Origin of the sequence: Streptomyces broussonetiae (assembly GCF_009796285.1) — a bacterium.
Taxonomy (GTDB): Bacteria; Actinomycetota; Actinomycetes; order Streptomycetales; family Streptomycetaceae; genus Streptomyces; species Streptomyces broussonetiae.
In genome coordinates this window covers 2,901,162-2,918,441 of the sequence record NZ_CP047020.1, presented here as the reverse complement: position 1 = coordinate 2,918,441, position 17,280 = coordinate 2,901,162, and the positions used below count along the sequence as shown (strand labels likewise).

13 protein-coding genes are annotated in these 17,280 nt (G+C 71.5%); 9 read left to right on the top strand and 4 right to left on the bottom strand.

The genetic code is table 11. The features are described 5' to 3' along the window. Positions 1-91: 91 nt before the first annotated feature. A complete protein-coding gene (locus tag GQF42_RS13465; protein ID WP_158919873.1) occupies positions 92-475 on the top strand; it encodes a DUF3040 domain-containing protein in 384 nt (127 codons plus the stop codon). Positions 476-558: 83 nt separating this feature from the next. Here GQF42_RS13465 and GQF42_RS13460 read toward each other — a convergent pair whose 3' ends face one another. From GQF42_RS13460 to GQF42_RS13445, 4 genes are all read right to left on the bottom strand, one after another. Next, entirely contained in the window at positions 559-2,943 is a 2,385-nt protein-coding gene (locus GQF42_RS13460) for a transglutaminase TgpA family protein (RefSeq protein WP_158919872.1), read from the bottom strand. Continuing rightward, the gene (locus GQF42_RS13455) at positions 2,940-4,301 is read right to left on the bottom strand and encodes a DUF58 domain-containing protein (RefSeq protein WP_158919871.1); all 1,362 of its coding nucleotides are present in this window, start codon (positions 4,299-4,301) and stop codon (positions 2,940-2,942) included. The genes GQF42_RS13460 and GQF42_RS13455 overlap by 4 nt, the downstream gene beginning before the upstream one ends. Next, positions 4,301-5,341: an AAA family ATPase gene (locus GQF42_RS13450; RefSeq protein ID WP_158919870.1), complete on the bottom strand. Its 1,041-nt coding sequence runs from the start codon at positions 5,339-5,341 to the stop codon at positions 4,301-4,303. Before GQF42_RS13450 ends, GQF42_RS13455 begins: the two co-directional genes overlap by 1 nt. A 278-nt stretch (positions 5,342-5,619) precedes the next feature. Beyond that, positions 5,620-6,168: a beta-class carbonic anhydrase gene (locus GQF42_RS13445; RefSeq protein ID WP_158919869.1), complete on the bottom strand. Its 549-nt coding sequence runs from the start codon at positions 6,166-6,168 to the stop codon at positions 5,620-5,622. A 420-nt stretch (positions 6,169-6,588) separates the two neighbouring features. On the opposite strand from GQF42_RS13445, the gene rsmH reads away from it, so the two are divergent. The 8 genes from rsmH (at position 6,589) to ftsW (ending at position 17,274) form a co-directional block, all read left to right on the top strand. Continuing rightward, positions 6,589-7,545: a 16S rRNA (cytosine(1402)-N(4))-methyltransferase RsmH gene (gene rsmH / locus GQF42_RS13440; protein WP_158919868.1), complete on the top strand. Its 957-nt coding sequence runs from the start codon at positions 6,589-6,591 to the stop codon at positions 7,543-7,545. A 16-nt stretch (positions 7,546-7,561) separates the two neighbouring features. Then, complete coding sequence (locus GQF42_RS13435; protein ID WP_158919867.1) at positions 7,562-8,236, top strand: FtsB/FtsL family cell division protein; 675 nt, start codon at positions 7,562-7,564, stop codon at positions 8,234-8,236. 5 nt (positions 8,237-8,241) lie between these two features. Further along, positions 8,242-10,206 carry a peptidoglycan D,D-transpeptidase FtsI family protein gene (locus GQF42_RS13430; protein ID WP_325100325.1) on the top strand — a complete coding sequence of 655 codons (1,965 nt, stop codon included), beginning with the start codon at positions 8,242-8,244 and terminating at the stop codon, positions 10,204-10,206. Between the two features lie 188 nt (positions 10,207-10,394). Continuing rightward, a complete protein-coding gene (locus GQF42_RS13425) occupies positions 10,395-11,915 on the top strand; it encodes a UDP-N-acetylmuramoyl-L-alanyl-D-glutamate--2,6-diaminopimelate ligase (protein ID WP_158919865.1) in 1,521 nt (506 codons plus the stop codon). Between the two features lie 28 nt (positions 11,916-11,943). Then, entirely contained in the window at positions 11,944-13,359 is a 1,416-nt protein-coding gene (locus GQF42_RS13420) for a UDP-N-acetylmuramoyl-tripeptide--D-alanyl-D-alanine ligase (RefSeq protein WP_158919864.1), read from the top strand. Beyond that, the gene (gene mraY, locus GQF42_RS13415) at positions 13,356-14,429 is read left to right on the top strand and encodes a phospho-N-acetylmuramoyl-pentapeptide-transferase (RefSeq protein ID WP_158919863.1); all 1,074 of its coding nucleotides are present in this window, start codon (positions 13,356-13,358) and stop codon (positions 14,427-14,429) included. Before GQF42_RS13420 ends, mraY begins: the two co-directional genes overlap by 4 nt. After that, positions 14,411-15,847 carry a UDP-N-acetylmuramoyl-L-alanine--D-glutamate ligase gene (gene murD, locus GQF42_RS13410; RefSeq protein ID WP_199272670.1) on the top strand — a complete coding sequence of 479 codons (1,437 nt, stop codon included), beginning with the start codon at positions 14,411-14,413 and terminating at the stop codon, positions 15,845-15,847. Before mraY ends, murD begins: the two co-directional genes overlap by 19 nt. A 68-nt stretch (positions 15,848-15,915) precedes the next feature. Continuing rightward, on the top strand, positions 15,916-17,274 hold the full coding sequence (ftsW, locus tag GQF42_RS13405; protein ID WP_158919861.1) for a putative lipid II flippase FtsW: 1,359 nt from the start codon (positions 15,916-15,918) through the stop codon (positions 17,272-17,274). Positions 17,275-17,280: the final 6 nt, after the last annotated feature.

Below are 17,280 nucleotides of genomic sequence, written 5' to 3'. Positions count from 1 at the left end.
GTAGAGGGGCGGGTTTCACGGGGGCGATTCCCTGCCTATCCTGAAGGGACCCCCCGGGTCGCCCCGGCGACTGCACGATGAGGAGGACTCCGTGCCGCTCTCGGAGCACGAGCAGCGCATGCTCGAGCAAATGGAGCGAGCGCTGTACGCCGAAGATCCCAAGTTCGCGTCGGCGCTTGAGGGAAGCGGACTGCGCACGTACACCCGGCGCCGGGTCTACCAGGCGGTCGCAGGCTTTCTCGTAGGTATCGCGCTCCTCATGGCCGGAATGGTCGCGCAGCTGATCTGGGTCAGCGTGGTGGGTTTCCTCGTCATGCTCGGCTGTGCCGTACTCGCCGTCACCGGCTGGCGCAAGGCCCCCAAACCGGGCGAGCAGCCCGCGGGCGCCGCTCGCCGCCCGGTGCGCACCAAGCGGTCCATGATGGACCGGATCGAGGAGCGCTGGCAGCGCCGCCGGGACGAACAGGGCCGCTGACGCCGCCGACGGACTGTGCCGGCACCGACAGACAACGTGTGAGGGGCGGCCACCTTGGGTGGCCGCCCCTCACACGTTGCGTCTCAGCTCCGCTGCTCCGACGGACGGCGCAGACTCGGTCGGGCCGCCGTCACCCGGGCCCGCAGCGCGGACCAGCGGGCCGAGGCTGCCCACAGCACCCGCACCGCCGAGCGGGGCAGGAACAGCGCCCGCAGTCGCGCACCGGCACCGACCGCGCCGCGCAGCCCCTCGACGGCCCGGCGCACGTCCTGTGCCGCACCCGTCGCCGGGCGCGGTCGCGGCGCGTACAGCACCTGCTCCACCGCGTCCGCCACCCGGTGCACCGCGGCACCGGCCGCCGGGTCCAGCTCGCCGAGCCTGACGATCCGGTCGGCCGCGCCGCGCGGGGTCAGCGACTCGTCCGGCGCGATGCCGTAGTCCCAGGCGCTGTCGGCCAGCTCCTGCCAGGCGGCCAGGGTGTGTGCCGCCGCACCCTCCTCGGTCCGGGCATGCGTCCCCAGCCGCACCGACCGCATCCGCGCCCGCCACAGCAACGGCGACAGCGGAACGGCCAGCACCACGAGCGCGGCCAGCCCGATCAGCAGGGCCCACCACAGACCCGCGCCCCCGCCACCGCTGTGCGGCACCGCCGCGGCGGACGCGGTGTCGCAGCCCTGGAGCTTGACCAGCTTGGGCGAGCAGTTCCCACTGGGCGAGGCGGCCGACGAGGGCGCCGTGGACGACTGGTGCGACGGCAGGCCCTGGTCCGGCAGTGAGGTGCCCGGTGTGTCGGACTGGGTGTACGACGGCGTGGTGCCCCGGGTCGGGGTCGGCTCGAAGCGGGTCCAGCCCACGCCCTCGAAGTACAGCTCGGGCCAGGCGTGCGCGTCCTTCTGGTTCACCGAGACCGTGCCGTCGGGCTGCGGGGTGCCCGGGGCGAAGCCCACCGCGACCCGCGCCGGGATGCCGAGGGTGCGGGCCATCGCCGCCATGGCGAAGGAGAAGTGGACGCAAAAGCCCTGCTTCTTCTTCAGGAAGGTTGCGATGGCGTTGGGACCGCGGCCGACCTCGACCTGGGTGTCGTACTGGAAACCGCCCGTGAGGGCGAAGTAGTCCTGGAGCCTGACCGCTTCCTCGTAGTGGTTGCGCGTGCCCGCGGTGATCTGCCTGGCCGTCTGGGCCACCACCTTGGGCAGCGCGGCCGGCACCTGGGTGTACTCGCGCTTGAGGGCCGCGGGCGGCTCCGGCGCGGAGGCGAGCTGCTGCGCGGTCGGCTCGACGTCCAGGCTGGTCACCTGGTAGGTCTCCCCGCGGGTGTTCTGGCCGTGGTCGCCGACGAGGGTCATGCCGACGGGCTCGTAGCGCCACCGGCCGGCGATCTTCACCCCGCTCGGCGGGTACGGCATCGGCAGCCAGTCCTGGGCGTACCAGTCCGCCGCCGAGATCGTCGTGGTCACCGTGCCGCGCTTGACGTCCGCGCTCAGGCCGACGGGCGTGGGAAGCGTGTCCGGGACGCCGACGATGTGGCGCTGGGCCGGTCTCCAGGTGGTGCCGTCGAAGTCGTCCAGGGAGACGATCCGCAGATACAGGTCCGAGACGTCGTTGGTGCTGGTCTTCACGGACAGCACCTGGCGGTCGTTGGTCGTGTTCAGGCTGTCGCGCAGCGACACCAGCGGGTTGACCGCGGAGACCGTGCCACCGTTGCCGTTGCCTGCCCCCACTCCGGTACCGGCAGCGTCCAGCAGGCCGCCGCTCATCGCGGGCAGCGCCAGCGGCACCAGCAGGGCCACCCCGAGCGCCACCGCGCCGATCCGGCGCCCGGTGCGCACCGGGGCCACCGCGCCGCCGTCCGGAACGCCCGGGGAGCGGGGCCCGCCGCCGAAGACCCGGCCCCACTGCGCCAGCCGGTCGCGGCCCTCGGCGAGCAGCAGCATCAGATAGCCGGCCGCCGCCACCAGGAACCACAGCCAGCCGGCCCCGCCGTCGGACAGCCCGGCCGCCACCGAGTACAGCGCGAGCAGCGGCAGCCCGGCCGGGGCTGCGCTGCGGAAGGTCACCGCGAGGGTGTCCACCAGCAGGCCGATCAGCAGGACCCCACCGATCAGCATCAGCTTGATGCCCTCGGTGAGCGGCGCCGGTATCGCGTACTCGCCGACGTCGGTGGAGCCCTGCTGCAGCAGGGCGGCCAGGTAACGGAAGGTGCCCGGGCCGGGGATCAGCCCGATGATCGCGTGCTGCCGCGCGAAGACCAGGGTCAGCAGGAGCAGGGTGGCCAGCGCCTGCGCCGCCACGGTCAGCGGACGGCCGAGCGGCACCCGGCGGGCCGCCGCGCCCACCCCGCTCTGCACGGCCACCAGCGGGACCAGTTGCAGCAGCCAGGTCGGTCCGTCCACCAGCGGAAGCAGCGCGCAGGAGGCCATCAGCGTGGCCGCGGCGGCGCACAGCGCCAGTCGTGCCCGCCCGCTCATCCCGTCGCCTCCCCGCTCAACGAGGCCAGACCCGAACGCTCCCGGTCCGCCTGCTGCCACAGTGCGTTCAGCGCGGCGCCGCGCGGCACGCTCAGTGCCGTCCAGCCCGCCTCGCGCAACATGCGCAACCGCTCCGCGTGCCGGTCCCCGGGCCGTGGCACGTCGGTCGCCTCGCGCACCCAGGTGTCCGGGTCGAGCACGAAGGCGACGGCACCGCCGCTGCGCCGGCTCATCTTGGCGACCGTCGCGGCCTGTTCCTCGTCCAGATCGCCCAGGAAGGCCACCAGCAGCCCCTCGTTGCCACCGCGCAGCACGTCGTAGGCCCGGGACAGGCCCGTGCCGTCGGAATGGTCGATCACCGCGAGGGTGTCCATCATCAGCCCGGCCGCGTCCGCGGTCTCCGGGCCGCCGCCCCCGAACCCGTCGCCGCCCTCGCCGGGCACCGCGCTGCCGCTGTCGGTCAGCAGCCGTACCGAGAAGCCGCGTTCGAGCATGTGCACCAGCGCCGAGGCGGTGGCGGAGACCGCCCACTCGAAGGCCGAGTCGGGGCCCGCGCCCTCGTAGGCACCGCCCCGGGTGTCCAGCAGGACGGTGCAGCGGGAGCGCCGGGGCTGCTCCTCGCGGCGCACCATCAGCTCGCCGTAGCGTGCGGTGGACCGCCAGTGCACCCGGCGCAGGTCGTCGCCGTAGCGGTAGCCGCGCGGGATCACGTCGTCCTCGCCCGCCAGGGCCAGCGAGCGCTGCCGCCCGTCGCCGTACCCCTTGGCCTCGCCGCTGAAGCGGACCGGGGCGAGCGGCTCCACGCGCGGGATGACCGTGAGCGTGTCGAACGCCGAGAAGGAGCGGGTCAGTTCACACATCCCGAAGGGGTCCGTCAGCCGCAGCTGCAGCGGGCCCAGGGGGTAGCGGCCGCGCAGGTCGGAGCGGACCCGGTAGGAGACCTCGCGGCGGCCGCCCGGCTCCACGCGGTCCAGCACGAACCGGGGGCGGGGCCCGAGGACGTAGGGCACCCGGTCCTGGAGCATCAGCAGGCCGGTGGGCAGCCGGGAGACGTTGTCCATCCGCAGGTGCACCCGGGCCTCGCTGCCGGCCGGCACGCGCGCGGGGGCGAGCCGACGGGTGGCGGCCACCCGGTAGCGCGTGCGGTAGAGCACGGTCGCGCAGAGCAGGGGCAGCACGGCCAGCAGCAGGCCGACCCGCAGCAGATCGCTCTGGCCGAGGACGTAGGCGCAGATCGCGGCCGCGATCCCGGCCGCCAGGAAGGAGCGGCCACGGGTCGTCAGACCCGCCAGTGCCGTTCGGACACCGCCCGCCTCCCCGCGGTCGGCCTCCGCCTGCCCGGTCCCCCCGGCGCTCATCAAAGACTCCGCGGGGGCTGCTGCGGATACGCCGGGACGCCTCGGCCCAGAGAGCCGAAGCCGCCCTGCTGCCCGGGCGCCGCGGGCACCGGGGTGCTCTGGAGGATCTCCTGTACGACCTGCTCGGCCGTACGGCGGTTGAGCTGGGCCTGGGCGGTGGGCAGCAGACGGTGGGCGAGGACGGCGACGGCGAGTGCCTGCACGTCGTCCGGCAGCGCGTACTCCCGGCCGGACAGGGCCGCGGTCGCCTTCGCCGCGCGCAGCAGGTGCAGTGTCGCGCGCGGGGAGGCGCCGAGTCTGAGGTCGGGGTGGGTGCGCGTGGCGGCGACCAGCTCCACCGCGTAGCGCCGGACCGGCTCCGCGACGTGCACGCCGCGCACCGCCTCGACCAGCTTCACGATCTCGTGCGCGTGCGCCACCGGCTGGAGGTCCTCCAGCGGGCTGACCCCGCCGTGGACGTCGAGCATCTGCAGCTCGGCCTCCACGCTGGGGTAGCCGACCGAGACGCGGGCCATGAAGCGGTCGCGCTGGGCCTCGGGCAGCGGGTAGGTGCCCTCCATCTCGACCGGGTTCTGCGTGGCCACCACCATGAAGGGACTGGGCAGTTCGTAGGTCTGCCCGTCGATGGTGACCTGGCGCTCCTCCATGGACTCCAGCAGCGCCGACTGGGTCTTGGGCGAGGCGCGGTTGATCTCGTCGCCGATCACGATCTGCGCGAAGATGGCGCCCGGCTTGAACTCGAAGTCCCGGCGCTGCTGGTCCCAGATGGACACGCCCGTGATGTCCGAGGGCAGCAGGTCGGGCGTGAACTGGATGCGCCGCACCGAGCAGTCGATGGACCGCGCGAGCGCCTTGGCGAGCATCGTCTTGCCCACGCCGGGCACGTCCTCGATCAGCAGGTGGCCCTCGGCGAGCAGCACGGTCAGCGCGAGTCGTACGACCTCGGGCTTGCCCTCGATCACGCCCTCCACCGAATCGCGTACCCGCTCCACCGTGGCGGTCAGATCAGTGAGGCTCGCTCGATCGTCATAGGTCGTCACCCGGCCCTCCTCGGCCCGTTCTCCGGGCCGACGCTGCGATGCGAAACCGGCCCACCCCGAAACACGGACACCACACGGGAAAGGTTCCGTGTGACGTCACACCCCGCATTCTTGCTGCCGTTACCGATTCGTGTCACTCGCCTGTGGACAACTGCCCGCACGATGTCGGTCTTACGGCCTTTTCGACCCTGTTCTCGATACGGAAACGGGATGGGGAGTGCGGTGTTTCCGGGGCGGACGGCCGGTCGGCCCGGTCGGGCCGGGGCGAACTCTCCCGGTCAGGCCGGGTCGACCTCGCGCAGCAGACCCGTGCGCACGTCGAACACGAAGCCGCGCACGTCGCCGGTGTGCAGCAGGAACGGCGAGGTGCGCACGCGCTGCATGGACTGGCGCACGTCCTGGTCGACGTCCCGGAACGACTCCACCGCCCAGGCCGGGCGCTGGCCGACCTCCATCTCGAGGTCATGGCGGAAGTCCTCGGTGATGGACTCCATGCCACAGCCGGTGTGGTGGATGAGCACGACGCTGCGGGTGCCGAGCGCACGCTGGCTGATGGTCAGGGAGCGGATCACGTCGTCGGTGACGACGCCGCCCGCGTTGCGGATGGTGTGGCAGTCGCCGAGCTGCAGGCCGAGTGCCTTGTGCAGGTCGAGCCGGGCGTCCATGCAGGCCACGACCGCGACCTGGAGGACGGGGCGCGCGTCCATGCCCGGGTCGCTGAACTCGGCGGCGTAGCCCTGGTTGGCCTTCACCAGGCGGTCGGTCACGGTGCCGCCGTGGGTTATGGCGCCTTCGGATCCAGTGGGAACTGCTGCGGAAGTCGTCATAGCCATGACGTTACTGGCCACCCTCGGCCCTGGCCTGCTGTGAGAGCGGACAAAGAACACCAGGGTGGCTTGTTGTGAGCTAACCCACACGGACGGCAAACATGGTCCGGACGGGTGAATCCCGTCGAATTGCAGCTTCCGCCGCGATGCGGTACGCGACGCGCAGGCCGGTTGATTGACCGCGAGACACGGTGGACTAAAGTGACGCGAAGCGGGAGGCGTGGCTCTCCCTGCTGGTGAAACCCCTGGAGACCCCGGACCGTACCCGGACCGTCTCCCCGCGTGCGCGGCGCGTACGTACGGCTCGGCCTCCTCCCGCTCCCGGTCCGGCTGACGCTTCCGGCGCCGGCAGACCCCCCTCTTCACGAGCAGGCGGGGACCCGGCAGTGCGTACGGGCCCGCAGGATCTGAGAGGCCCCTTTGAGCCAGAGTCGACACGTCCCGGTGATGCTCCAGCGGTGCCTGGATCTGCTGGCGCCCGCCCTGGAGCGGCCGGGAGCGGTGGTCGTCGACTGCACCCTCGGCCTCGGCGGGCACAGCGAGGCGCTGCTGACCCGGTTCCCCGAGGCCCGGCTGATCGGCCTCGACCGGGACAAGGAGGCGCTGCGCCTGTCCGGCGAGCGGCTCGCGCCCTTCGGCGAGCGCGCCACCCTCGTGCACGCCGTCTACGACGAACTGCCCGACGTACTGCGCAGACTCGGCATCGCGCGCGTGCAGGGCGTCCTGTTCGACCTCGGGGTCTCCTCCATGCAGCTGGACGAGGCCGACCGCGGCTTCGCCTACGCCCAGGACGCGCCCCTGGACATGCGCATGGACCAGACGACCGGCGTCAGCGCCGCCGAGGTCCTCAACACCTACCCGGCGGGCGAACTCGTGCGCATCCTGCGCGCGTACGGCGAGGAGAAGCAGGCCAAGCGGATCGTGGCCGCGATCGTGCGCGAGCGCGAGAAGGAGCCGTTCAGCAACAGCGCCCGCCTCGTGGAGCTGATCCGGGACGCCCTGCCGCAGGCCGCCAAGCGCACCGGCGGCAACCCCGCCAAGCGCACCTTCCAGGCGCTGCGCATCGAGGTCAACGGTGAACTGTCCGTCCTGGAGCGGGCGATCCCGGCCGCGGTGCAGGCCATCGACGTCGGCGGGCGCATCGCCGTGCTGTCGTACCAGTCGCTCGAGGACCGGCTGGTCAAGCAGGTGTTCGCGGCCGGTGCCGCCTCGACCGCGCCGCCCGGGCTGCCGGTCGTGCCCGAGCGCTACCAGCCGCGGCTCAAGCTGCTCACCCGGGGTGCCGAACTTCCCACCGAGGAAGAGATCGCCGAGAACCGCCGGGCCGCACCGGCGAGGCTGCGCGGCGCCGAGCGCATCAGGGAGGAAGCGGAGTGAGGGAGACGGGGGAGCAGTGAGCAGGAAACCCGAACTGAGGGGGCGGGCCGCACGGCTCGCCCGGCTCTTCCCGGCCGGCCGCGCGCGGGCGGCCCGCACCCCGTTCGTCCTCCTCGTCGTCCTGGTCCTCGGCGGCGGCCTCATCGGGCTGCTGGTCCTGAACTCCGCCCTCAGTGAAGGCTCGTTCAAACTCGCCGACCTGCAGAAGCGGACGAAGAGCCTCACCGACGAGGAACAGGCTCTCCAGCGGGACATCGACGCCTACTCCTCGCCCGACGCCCTCCAGCGCCGCGCCCACGAACTCGGCATGGTGCCCGGCGGAGATCCGGCCTTCCTGGGCCCCGGCGGCACGGTCAAGGGCGTGCCGAGCGCCGCGGCCCACGATGCGGCCGCCTTCACCGCCCCCGTGGTCCCCGAGACGATGACCCCGGCCGCTGCCCCTCCCGCCTCTCCGGCCACCCCCCTCTCCGCCTCTCCGGACCCGGCCGCCGCCCTCTCCGCCTCTCCGGACCCGGCCGGCGCCCTCTCCGCCTCCCCGGATCCGGCCGGCGCCCTGCCCGGCTCTGCGACCCCGGCGCTTTCCGCTTCACCGGCCAGGTCCCAGGGCACCCCTGCTCCCTCCGCCCCGGCGGCAGCGGTCCCCCCGCCGCCCATCCCCCAGACCGCCTCCACCCCGACCCCCGGCAGGTGACGGAAGTGTCCGACAGGGAACCGCCGCGCCGCCGTGTGCCCGGTCCGGTCAAGCCTCCGCGGCCGAGGAGCGCCGTGCGGCGGCAGCCCGGGCCCGGTGCCCGGCCGGTACGCCGGCCCAGCGGCGCCCGGCCGCCGGTCCGCTCCAAGCTCCGGCTCGGCAGCCCGCGTCCCCGGCTGCGCATGGTCAGCCTGGCCCTGACCCTGGTGCTGATCGCCTTCGTCGTTAGGCTCTTCCAGGTCCAGGCCGTCGACGCGAGCGAGTACGCCGCCCGGGCCGACCAGAACCGCTACGTCGTGCACACCCTGACTGCCGAGCGCGGCGGGATCACCGACCGCAGCGGCGTGGCCCTGGCCGTCAGCGAGGACGCGTACGACATCACGGCCGACCCGACGATGTTCAGCGCCAAGCAGCTGAAGATCGACGACGGTCCGGAGCAGGCCGCGGCTCTGCTCGCGCCGATCCTCGGGCAGGACCAGGCCACGATCGTCAAGAAGCTGCGGCCCGCGAACAGGAACTCGCGTTACACCCGGCTCGCGACCCGGCAGACCCCGCAGGTCTGGAAGCAGATCAAGGACCTGAGGGCCGCGCTCGCCGCGAAGGCGGGGACGGACAAGCGCACCGTCAACGTGCTCGCCGGTGTCTTCGCCGACCCCAGCAGCCAGCGTGTGTACCCCAACGGCGATCTGGCCGCCGGGATACTGGGCTGGGTCAACGCCGACGGCCAGGGCGCCGGCGGCATCGAGCAGGAGCTGAACAAGGCGCTGACGGGCAAGGACGGCCAGATCCGCTATGCCCAGGCCGGCGGGCGTGAGGTGCCCACGGCGGGATCGACCCAGACCCCCGCCGTGCCCGGCGCCGACGTCGAGCTGACCATCGACCGCGACATCCAGTGGGCCGCGCAGAACGCCATCACCGAGCAGGTGAAGAAGTCCAGGGCGGACCGCGGTTACGTCGTCGTCCAGGACACCCGTACCGGCCAGATCCTGGCGATGGCCAACTCACCCGGCTTCGACCCCAACGACCTGTCCAAGGCGGACTCCGCGGCCATGGGCAACGCGGCGGTCCAGGACGCCTACGAACCCGGCTCCACCGCCAAGGTGATGTCCATGGCGGCCGTGCTGGAGGAGAACGCGGCCACCCCGCTCACCCATGTCGTCGTGCCCAACCGGCTGCACCGCGGCGACCGGCTCTTCTCCGACGACGTCGACCACAAGACCTGGTACCTCACGCTGAACGGCGTCCTCGCCAAGTCCAGCAACATCGGCACCATCCTGGCCACCGGCCAGCTGGGCAAGACGCAGGACGCGGCCAACAAGGTCCTCTACTCGTACCTGCGCAAGTTCGGCATCGGCAGCTACACCGGGCTCGGCTTCCCCGGCGAGACCCCGGGCATCCTCGCGCCGTACCAGAAGTGGTCCACTTCGCAGCAGTACACGGTTCCTTTCGGCCAGGGCTTCTCCATCAACGCGATGCAGGCCGCCTCCGTGTACTCGACCATCGCCAACGGCGGGGTCCGCGTCGAGCCGACCCTGGTGCGCGGCACCAAGGGCGCCGACGGGCGCTTCACCCCCGCTCCCAAACCCGGACAGACGCGGGTCGTCAGCGACAAGACCGCCAGGACGCTCGCCCAGATGCTGGAGTCCGTCGTGGACGACGAGCAGGGCACCGGCAATCTGGCCCGCATCCCCGGCTACAACGTCGCCGGCAAGACCGGCACGGCCAACCGTGTGGATCCGGCCACCGGCAAGTATCACGGTTACACCTCGTCGTTCGCGGGCTTCGCGCCCGCGGACAACCCCCGCATCACCGTCTACTGCGCCATCCAGAACGCCACCTCCGGCAGCTACTACGGCGGTCAGATCTGCGGTCCCATCTACAAGCAGGTGATGGAGTTCGCCCTCAAGACCCTCCAGATCCCGCCGACCGGGGCGCAGGCCGCCAACCTGCCCGTCGACTACAAGCCCTGACCAGCACCGCTCCACCGCCCCCGCACCGCGGTAAGACCACCAGGAACGAACTCGTGACAACGATCACTCCGGACCCCGGGAACCACAGCGCCCCCAGCCCCTCGCTTCGCCCCGGAGCGGGTGCGCCCGGTACGCTCACCGCCGTGCCACACGCTGATCAGTCCCAAACCACCCAGAAGGGCGCTTCCGTGACATATCCGGGACCGCCGCGACCGGTTCAGGTCTCCGCCACACCCCTCGCGGAACTGGCCGATCAGCTGGGTGCCGCCGCTTTGGACAGCCCCGCCGAGGTCACGGGGATCACCCACGACTCGCGCGCCGTCCGCCCCGGCGACCTGTACGCCGCCCTCCCGGGCGCCCGCCTGCACGGCGCCGACTTCGTCACCCAGGCCGCCGGCCTCGGCGCGGCCGCCGTGCTCACCGACCCGACGGGCGCCGAGCGCGCCGCCGCGACCGGACTGCCGGTCCTGGTCGTCGACGACCCGCGCGCACGGATGGGCGAACTGGCGGCGACGATCTACGGCCGCCCGGGCCGCGACCTGCTCCAGATCGGCATCACCGGCACCTCCGGCAAGACCACCACGGCCTATCTGGTCGAGGGCGGCCTGCGGACCGCGAAGTCCACCGGCCTCGTCGGCACGGTCGAGATGCGCATCGGCGACGAACGCATCAAGTCCGAGCGCACCACCCCCGAGGCCACCGACCTGCAGGCCCTGTTCGCCGTCATGCGCGAGCGCGGGGTCGAGGCGGTCGCCATGGAGGTCTCCAGCCACGCCCTGGTCCTCGGCCGGGTCGACGGCTGCGTCTTCGACATCGCCGTGTTCACCAACCTCAGCCCGGAACACATGGAGTTCCACTCCGACATGGAGGACTACTTCCGGGCCAAGGCGCAGCTGTTCACGCCGCAGCGCAGCAAACTCGGCGTGATCAACGCCGACGACGAGTACGGCCGCCGGCTCGCCGAGGAGGCCACGGTCCCGGTCGTCACCTTCTCCGCCGAGGGCCACCCCGACGCCGACTGGCGCGCCCAGGACGTCCAGGTCGGGCCCATGGACTCGACGTTCACCGTCGTGGGCCCGAACGGCGAGCGGATCCACGCGAGGTCGCCGATCGCCGGCCCCTTCAACGTGGCGAACACCCTCGCCGCCGTCGTCGCCCTCGCCGCCGCCGGTCTCGACCCGCAGACCGCCGCCGACGGCATCGCCGCCGTACCGGGCGTCCCCGGCCGCCTGGAGCGCGTGGACGCCGGCCAGCCCTACCTCGCGGTCGTGGACTACGCCCACAAGACCGACGCGGTCGAGTCGGTGCTCAAGGCGCTGCGCAAGGTCACCAAGGGCCGGCTGCACGTCGTCCTCGGCTGCGGTGGCGACCGCGACCAGACCAAGCGCGCCCCGATGGGCGCCGCCGCGGCCCGGCTCTCCGACACGGCCGTACTGACCTCCGACAACCCCCGCTCCGAGGACCCGCTCGCGATCCTCGCGACCATGCTCCAGGGCGCGGCCTCCGTGCCCGCGCACGAGCGTGGCGAGGTGCTCCTCTTCGAGGACCGGGCCGCCGCGATCACCGCCGCCGTCGGCCGCGCCGCGCCCGGCGACACCGTGCTGGTCGCGGGCAAGGGCCATGAGCAGGGCCAGGACATCGCCGGCGTGGTCCGTCCCTTCGACGACCGCCAGGTGCTCCGCGAAGCCATCCAGAAGACCCAGGGATGAAAATCCAGAAGACCCAGGGGATGAACTTGTGATCGCCCTCTCCCTCGCCGAGATCGCAGCAGTCGTCGGCGGGCAGACACACGACATACCGGATCCGTCCGTCCAGGTCACGGGACCGGTCGTCCGGGACTCCCGAGAGGTGGTCCCGGGCAGCCTGTTCGCCGCCTTCGTCGGCGAGCGGGTGGACGGCCACGACTTCGCACCGCAGGTGATCGAGGCGGGCGCGGTCGCCCTACTGGCGTCGCGCCCCGTCGGCGTGCCCGCGATCGTGGTCGAGGACGTGCAGACCGCCCTCGGCGCCCTCGCCCGGCACGTCGTACGCCGGCTCGGCGCGACCCTCGTCGCCCTGACCGGCTCGGCCGGCAAGACCAGCACCAAGGACCTGATCGCGCAGGTCCTGCAGCGCAAGGCGCCGACGGTGTTCACGCCGCAGTCGCTCAACAACGAGATCGGGCTGCCGCTGACCGCCCTGACCGCCACCGAGGAGACCAGGTTCCTCGTGCTGGAGATGGGCGCCCGAGGTATCGGGCACATCCGCTACCTCACCGACCTCACGCCCCCGAAGATCGGCCTCGTCCTCAACGTCGGTACCGCCCACATCGGCGAGTTCGGCGGCCGCGAGCAGATCGCCGAGGCCAAGGGCGAGATCGTCGAAGGCCTGCCGTCCGCGCAGGACGGCGGTGTCGCGATCCTCAACGCCGACGACCCGCTGGTCAGGGCCATGGCCCCGCGTACCGAGGCGAAGGTGGTCCTTTTCGGAGAGTCGGCCGAAGCGGACGTACGCGCCGAGAACGTGCGACTCACGGACAGTGGACAACCATCCTTCAGGCTTCACACACCCTCCGGTGCATGCGATGTGACCATGCGCCTGTACGGTGAGCACCACGTGTCGAACGCGCTCGCCGCGGCCGCCGTCGCCCATGAGCTGGGCATGTCCGCGGAAGAGATCGCCACCGCGCTCTCCGAGGCGGGCACCCTCTCCCGCTGGCGCATGGAGGTCACCGAGCGACCGGACGGCGTGACCATCGTCAACGACGCCTACAACGCCAACCCCGAGTCCATGCGGGCCGCCCTGAGGGCGCTCGCGGCCATGGGCAAGGGGCGCCGCACGTGGGCGGTGCTCGGCAAGATGGCCGAGCTGGGGGACGAGGCGCTCGCCGAGCACGACGCCGTCGGACGGCTCGCCGTCCGGCTCAACGTCAGCAAGCTCGTCGCGGTCGGGGGGATTGAGGCCTCCTGGCTGCAACTGGGCGCATATAACGAGGGTTCGTGGGGTGAGGAGTCGGTGCACGTGTCCGACGCACAGGCGGCGATCGACCTGTTGCGCAGCGAGTTGCGCCCGGGGGACGTCGTGCTCGTGAAGGCGTCCCGTTCGGTGGGGCTCGAGAGCGTTGCCCAGGCGCTGCTCGAGGCCGGTGCCGAGGGCGAGGTTGCCGCCCGATGATGAAGCAGATCCTGTTCTCAGGAGTCATTGGCCTCTTTCTGACGCTGATCGGCACCCCGCTGCTGATCAAGCTCCTCGCCCGCAAGGGCTACGGCCAGTACATCCGTGACGACGGCCCGCGCGAGCACGCCAGCAAGCGCGGTACGCCGACCATGGGCGGTATCGCCTTCATCCTGGCGACGATCGCCGCGTACTTCCTGAGCAAGCTCATCACCGGTTACCCGCCCACCTACTCCGGCCTGCTGGTGCTCGGCCTGATGTTCGGCATGGGCCTGGTCGGCTTCCTCGACGACTACATCAAGATCGTCAAGCGGCGTTCGCTGGGTCTGCGGGCCAAGGCGAAGATGGCCGGCCAGCTGATCGTCGGCATCTCCTTCGCGGTGCTGTCGCTGATGTTCTCCGACGCACGCGGCAACACGCCCGCCTCCACCAAGCTGTCCTTCATCACGGACTTCGGCTGGTCGATCGGCCCGGTGCTGTTCGTGATCTGGGCGCTGTTCATGATCCTCGCGATGTCGAACGGTGTGAACCTCACCGACGGTCTGGACGGTCTGGCCACCGGTGCCTCCGTGCTCGTCTTCGGTGCCTACACCTTCATCGGCGTCTGGCAGTTCCAGGAGTCCTGCGCCAACGCGCAGACGCTGACCAACCCGGCCGCCTGTTACGAGGTGCGCGACCCTCTCGACCTCGCGGTGATCGCCTCCGCGCTGATGGGTGCCTGCCTGGGCTTCCTGTGGTGGAACACCTCGCCGGCGAAGATCTTCATGGGCGACACCGGTTCGCTCGCCCTCGGCGGTGTCCTGACGGGCCTGGCCATCCTCTCCCGCACCGAACTGCTGGTGGCCATCATGGGTGGCCTGTTCGTCCTCATCACCATGTCGGTCGTCATCCAGGTCGGCTCCTTCCGGCTCACCGGGAAGCGCGTCTTCCGGATGGCGCCACTCCAGCACCACTTCGAACTCAAGGGCTGGTCCGAGGTCCTGGTGGTGGTCCGATTCTGGATCATTCAGGGCATCTGTGTCATCGTCGGACTGGGCCTCTTCTACGCAGGATGGGCAGCGGACAAGTGACCTCCACCTCGGAGCCCTTCGACTTCCAGGGCCGGCACGTCGTCGTCGCGGGACTCGGTGTCTCCGGCGTCCCGGCGGCCAAGGTGCTGCACGCGCGCGGGGCGGTCGTCACGGTCGTCAACGACGGCGACGACGCACGCGCGCGTGAGCAGGCCGCCGTACTGGAGGCGCTCGGCATCACCGTGCGCCTCGGTGACGGGGCGACCTTGCCGGAGGGCACCGAGCTGATCGTCACCACGCCCGGCTGGAAGCCGGACAAGCCGCTGTTCCTGGCGGCGCAGCGGGCGGGCGTGCCCGTGTGGGGCGACGTCGAGCTGGCCTGGCGTCTGCGCGGCCCGGACGCGGCGCCCTGGCTGGCCGTCACGGGCACCAACGGCAAGACGACCACCGTGCGGATGCTCGCCTCGATCCTCACCGCGGCGGGCCTGCGCACGGCCGCCGTCGGCAACATCGGCGTCTCCCTGCTGGACGTCGTCCTCGGCGAGGAGCAGTACGACGTCCTTGCCGTGGAGCTGTCCAGCTACCAGCTCCACTGGTCGCCCTCGCTGCGCGCCCATTCCGCCACTGTGCTGAACCTCGCGCCCGACCACCTCGACTGGCACGGTTCCATGGAGGCGTACGCACGCGACAAAGGCCGTATCTTCGAGGGCAATCAGGTCGCCTGCGTCTACAACGTCGAGGACAAGGCCACCGAGGACCTGGTCCGCGAGGCCGACGTCGAGGAGGGCTGCCGGGCCGTCGGGTTCACCCTCGGCACCCCCGCGCCCTCCCAACTCGGTGTCGTGGAGGGCATCCTGGTCGACCGCGCCTTCGTCGAGAACCGGCAGAAGAACGCGCAGGAGCTGGCAGAGGTCACCGACGTCCGTCCGCCGGCCCCGCACAACATCGCCAACGCCCTTGCCGCGGCGGCTCTCGCGCGCGCCTTCGGGGTGCCCGCCTCGGCCGTCCGCGACGGACTGCGGGCGTTCCGCCCCGACGCCCACCGTATCGAGCACGTCGCCGACCTCGACGGGGTCGGGTACGTGGACGACTCCAAGGCGACCAACACGCATGCCGCCGAAGCCTCGTTGGCGGCATATGAGTCGATCGTATGGATTGCGGGCGGTCTGGCGAAGGGCGCGACCTTCGACGAACTGGTCGCCAGGTCGGCAAAGCGACTTCGCGCGGTGGTCCTCATCGGTGCCGACCGGGGACTGATCCGTGACGCCCTCGTGCGACACGCCCCGGAAGTACCCGTGGTCGACCTCGACCGGACCGACACTGGGGCGATGCTCCAGGCGGTGACGGAGGCGAAGCGGCTGGCGGTCGCCGGCGACACGGTGCTGCTCGCCCCGGCCTGCGCCTCCATGGACATGTTCACCAACTACAACCAGCGCGGTGACGCGTTCGCGGCAGCGGTCCGCGAACTCGGAGCCTGACCCCGGCCGCCCGCCGGGCGGATCTTGGGAGGGACGCGTGGGACGGTCGACGTTCAGTGGAGGCGCCGATGTCCGGTAGCCGTACCGGTCGGCCGCCCGTGCAGCGGGCGTCCCGCCGCCCCGCGGTCCCCCGGCCACTGCGTGAGAGCCCCTTCCAACGGCTCTACACGCGCACGCGCAAAGCCTGGGACCGGCCGCTGACCGCCTACTACCTGATCCTCGGCGGCAGTGTGCTGATCACCGTGCTGGGCCTGGTGATGGTCTACTCGGCCTCCCAGATCACCGCGCTGCAGATGTCCCTGCCGGGGTCGTACTTCTTCCGCAAGCAGCTGCTGGCCGCCGTGATCGGCGGTGTCCTGCTGTTCATGGCCTCCCGCATGCCGGTGAAGCTGCACCGGGCGCTGGCCTACCCGATCCTGGCGGGTGCCGTCTTCCTGATGGTCCTGGTACAGGTGCCCGGGATAGGGATGGCGGTCAACGGCAACCAGAACTGGATCTCCCTCGGCGGCTCCTTCCAGATCCAGCCCAGCGAGTTCGGCAAGCTCGCCCTGGTGCTGTGGGGCGCCGACCTGATCGCCCGCAAGCAGGAGAAGAAGCTGCTGACCCAGTGGAAGCACATGCTGGTGCCGCTGGTGCCGGTCGCCTTCCTGCTGCTCGGGCTGATCATGCTCGGCGGCGACATGGGGACGACGATCATCCTGACGGCGATCCTGTTCGGGCTGCTGTGGCTCGCGGGCGCGCCGACCCGGTTGTTCTCCGGGGTGCTGGGCGTCGCCGTGGTCCTCGGCACCATCGCCATCGAGACCAGCCCGCACCGGCTGGCCCGCCTCAACTGCATCGCGGCCACCGACCCCGGCCCGGGTGACATGTGCTGGCAGGGCGCCCACGGCATCTACGCCCTCGCCTCCGGCGGACTCTTCGGCTCCGGACTCGGCGCGAGTGTGGAAAAATGGGGGCAACTGCCTGAAGCCCACACCGACTTCATCTTCGCCGTCACCGGTGAGGAACTGGGTCTTGCCGGGACACTGTCGGTGCTCGCCCTGTTCGCGGCTCTAGGCTATGCGGGTATCCGCGTGGCCGGACGCACGGAGGACCCCTTCGTGAGGTATGCCGCGGGAGGCGTGACGACATGGATCACCGCTCAGGCGGTGATCAACATGGGTGCGGTGCTCGGCCTGCTGCCGATCGCCGGTGTCCCCCTCCCGCTGTTCTCCTACGGAGGTTCCGCCCTGCTGCCGACCATGTTCGCCATCGGGCTGCTGATCGCTTTCGCACGCGACGAGCCCGCTGCGCGGGCGGCGCTTGCCATGCGGCAACCTCGCTTTGGTAGAAAGCGGGCAGGAGGCTCCGGTGCCGAGCGGGGGCCTCGGAGATGGAACACGATGCGACGGCGTGCCCCGGTGGCGCGCTCGTCCGGAGAGCGGTGAATTTCG

Coding starts and splice junctions, on each gene's coding strand:
- GQF42_RS13460 (WP_158919872.1), bottom strand. CDS start 2,943: ATGAGCGGGCGGGCACGACTGGCGCTGTGCGCCGCCGCGGCCACGCTG.
- GQF42_RS13455 (WP_158919871.1), bottom strand. CDS start 4,301: ATGAGCGCCGGGGGGACCGGGCAGGCGGAGGCCGACCGCGGGGAGGCG.
- GQF42_RS13445 (WP_158919869.1), bottom strand. CDS start 6,168: ATGACGACTTCCGCAGCAGTTCCCACTGGATCCGAAGGCGCCATAACC.
- mraY (WP_158919863.1), top strand. CDS start 13,356: ATGATGAAGCAGATCCTGTTCTCAGGAGTCATTGGCCTCTTTCTGACG.
- murD (WP_199272670.1), top strand. CDS start 14,411: ATGGGCAGCGGACAAGTGACCTCCACCTCGGAGCCCTTCGACTTCCAG.
- ftsW (WP_158919861.1), top strand. CDS start 15,916: ATGTCCGGTAGCCGTACCGGTCGGCCGCCCGTGCAGCGGGCGTCCCGC.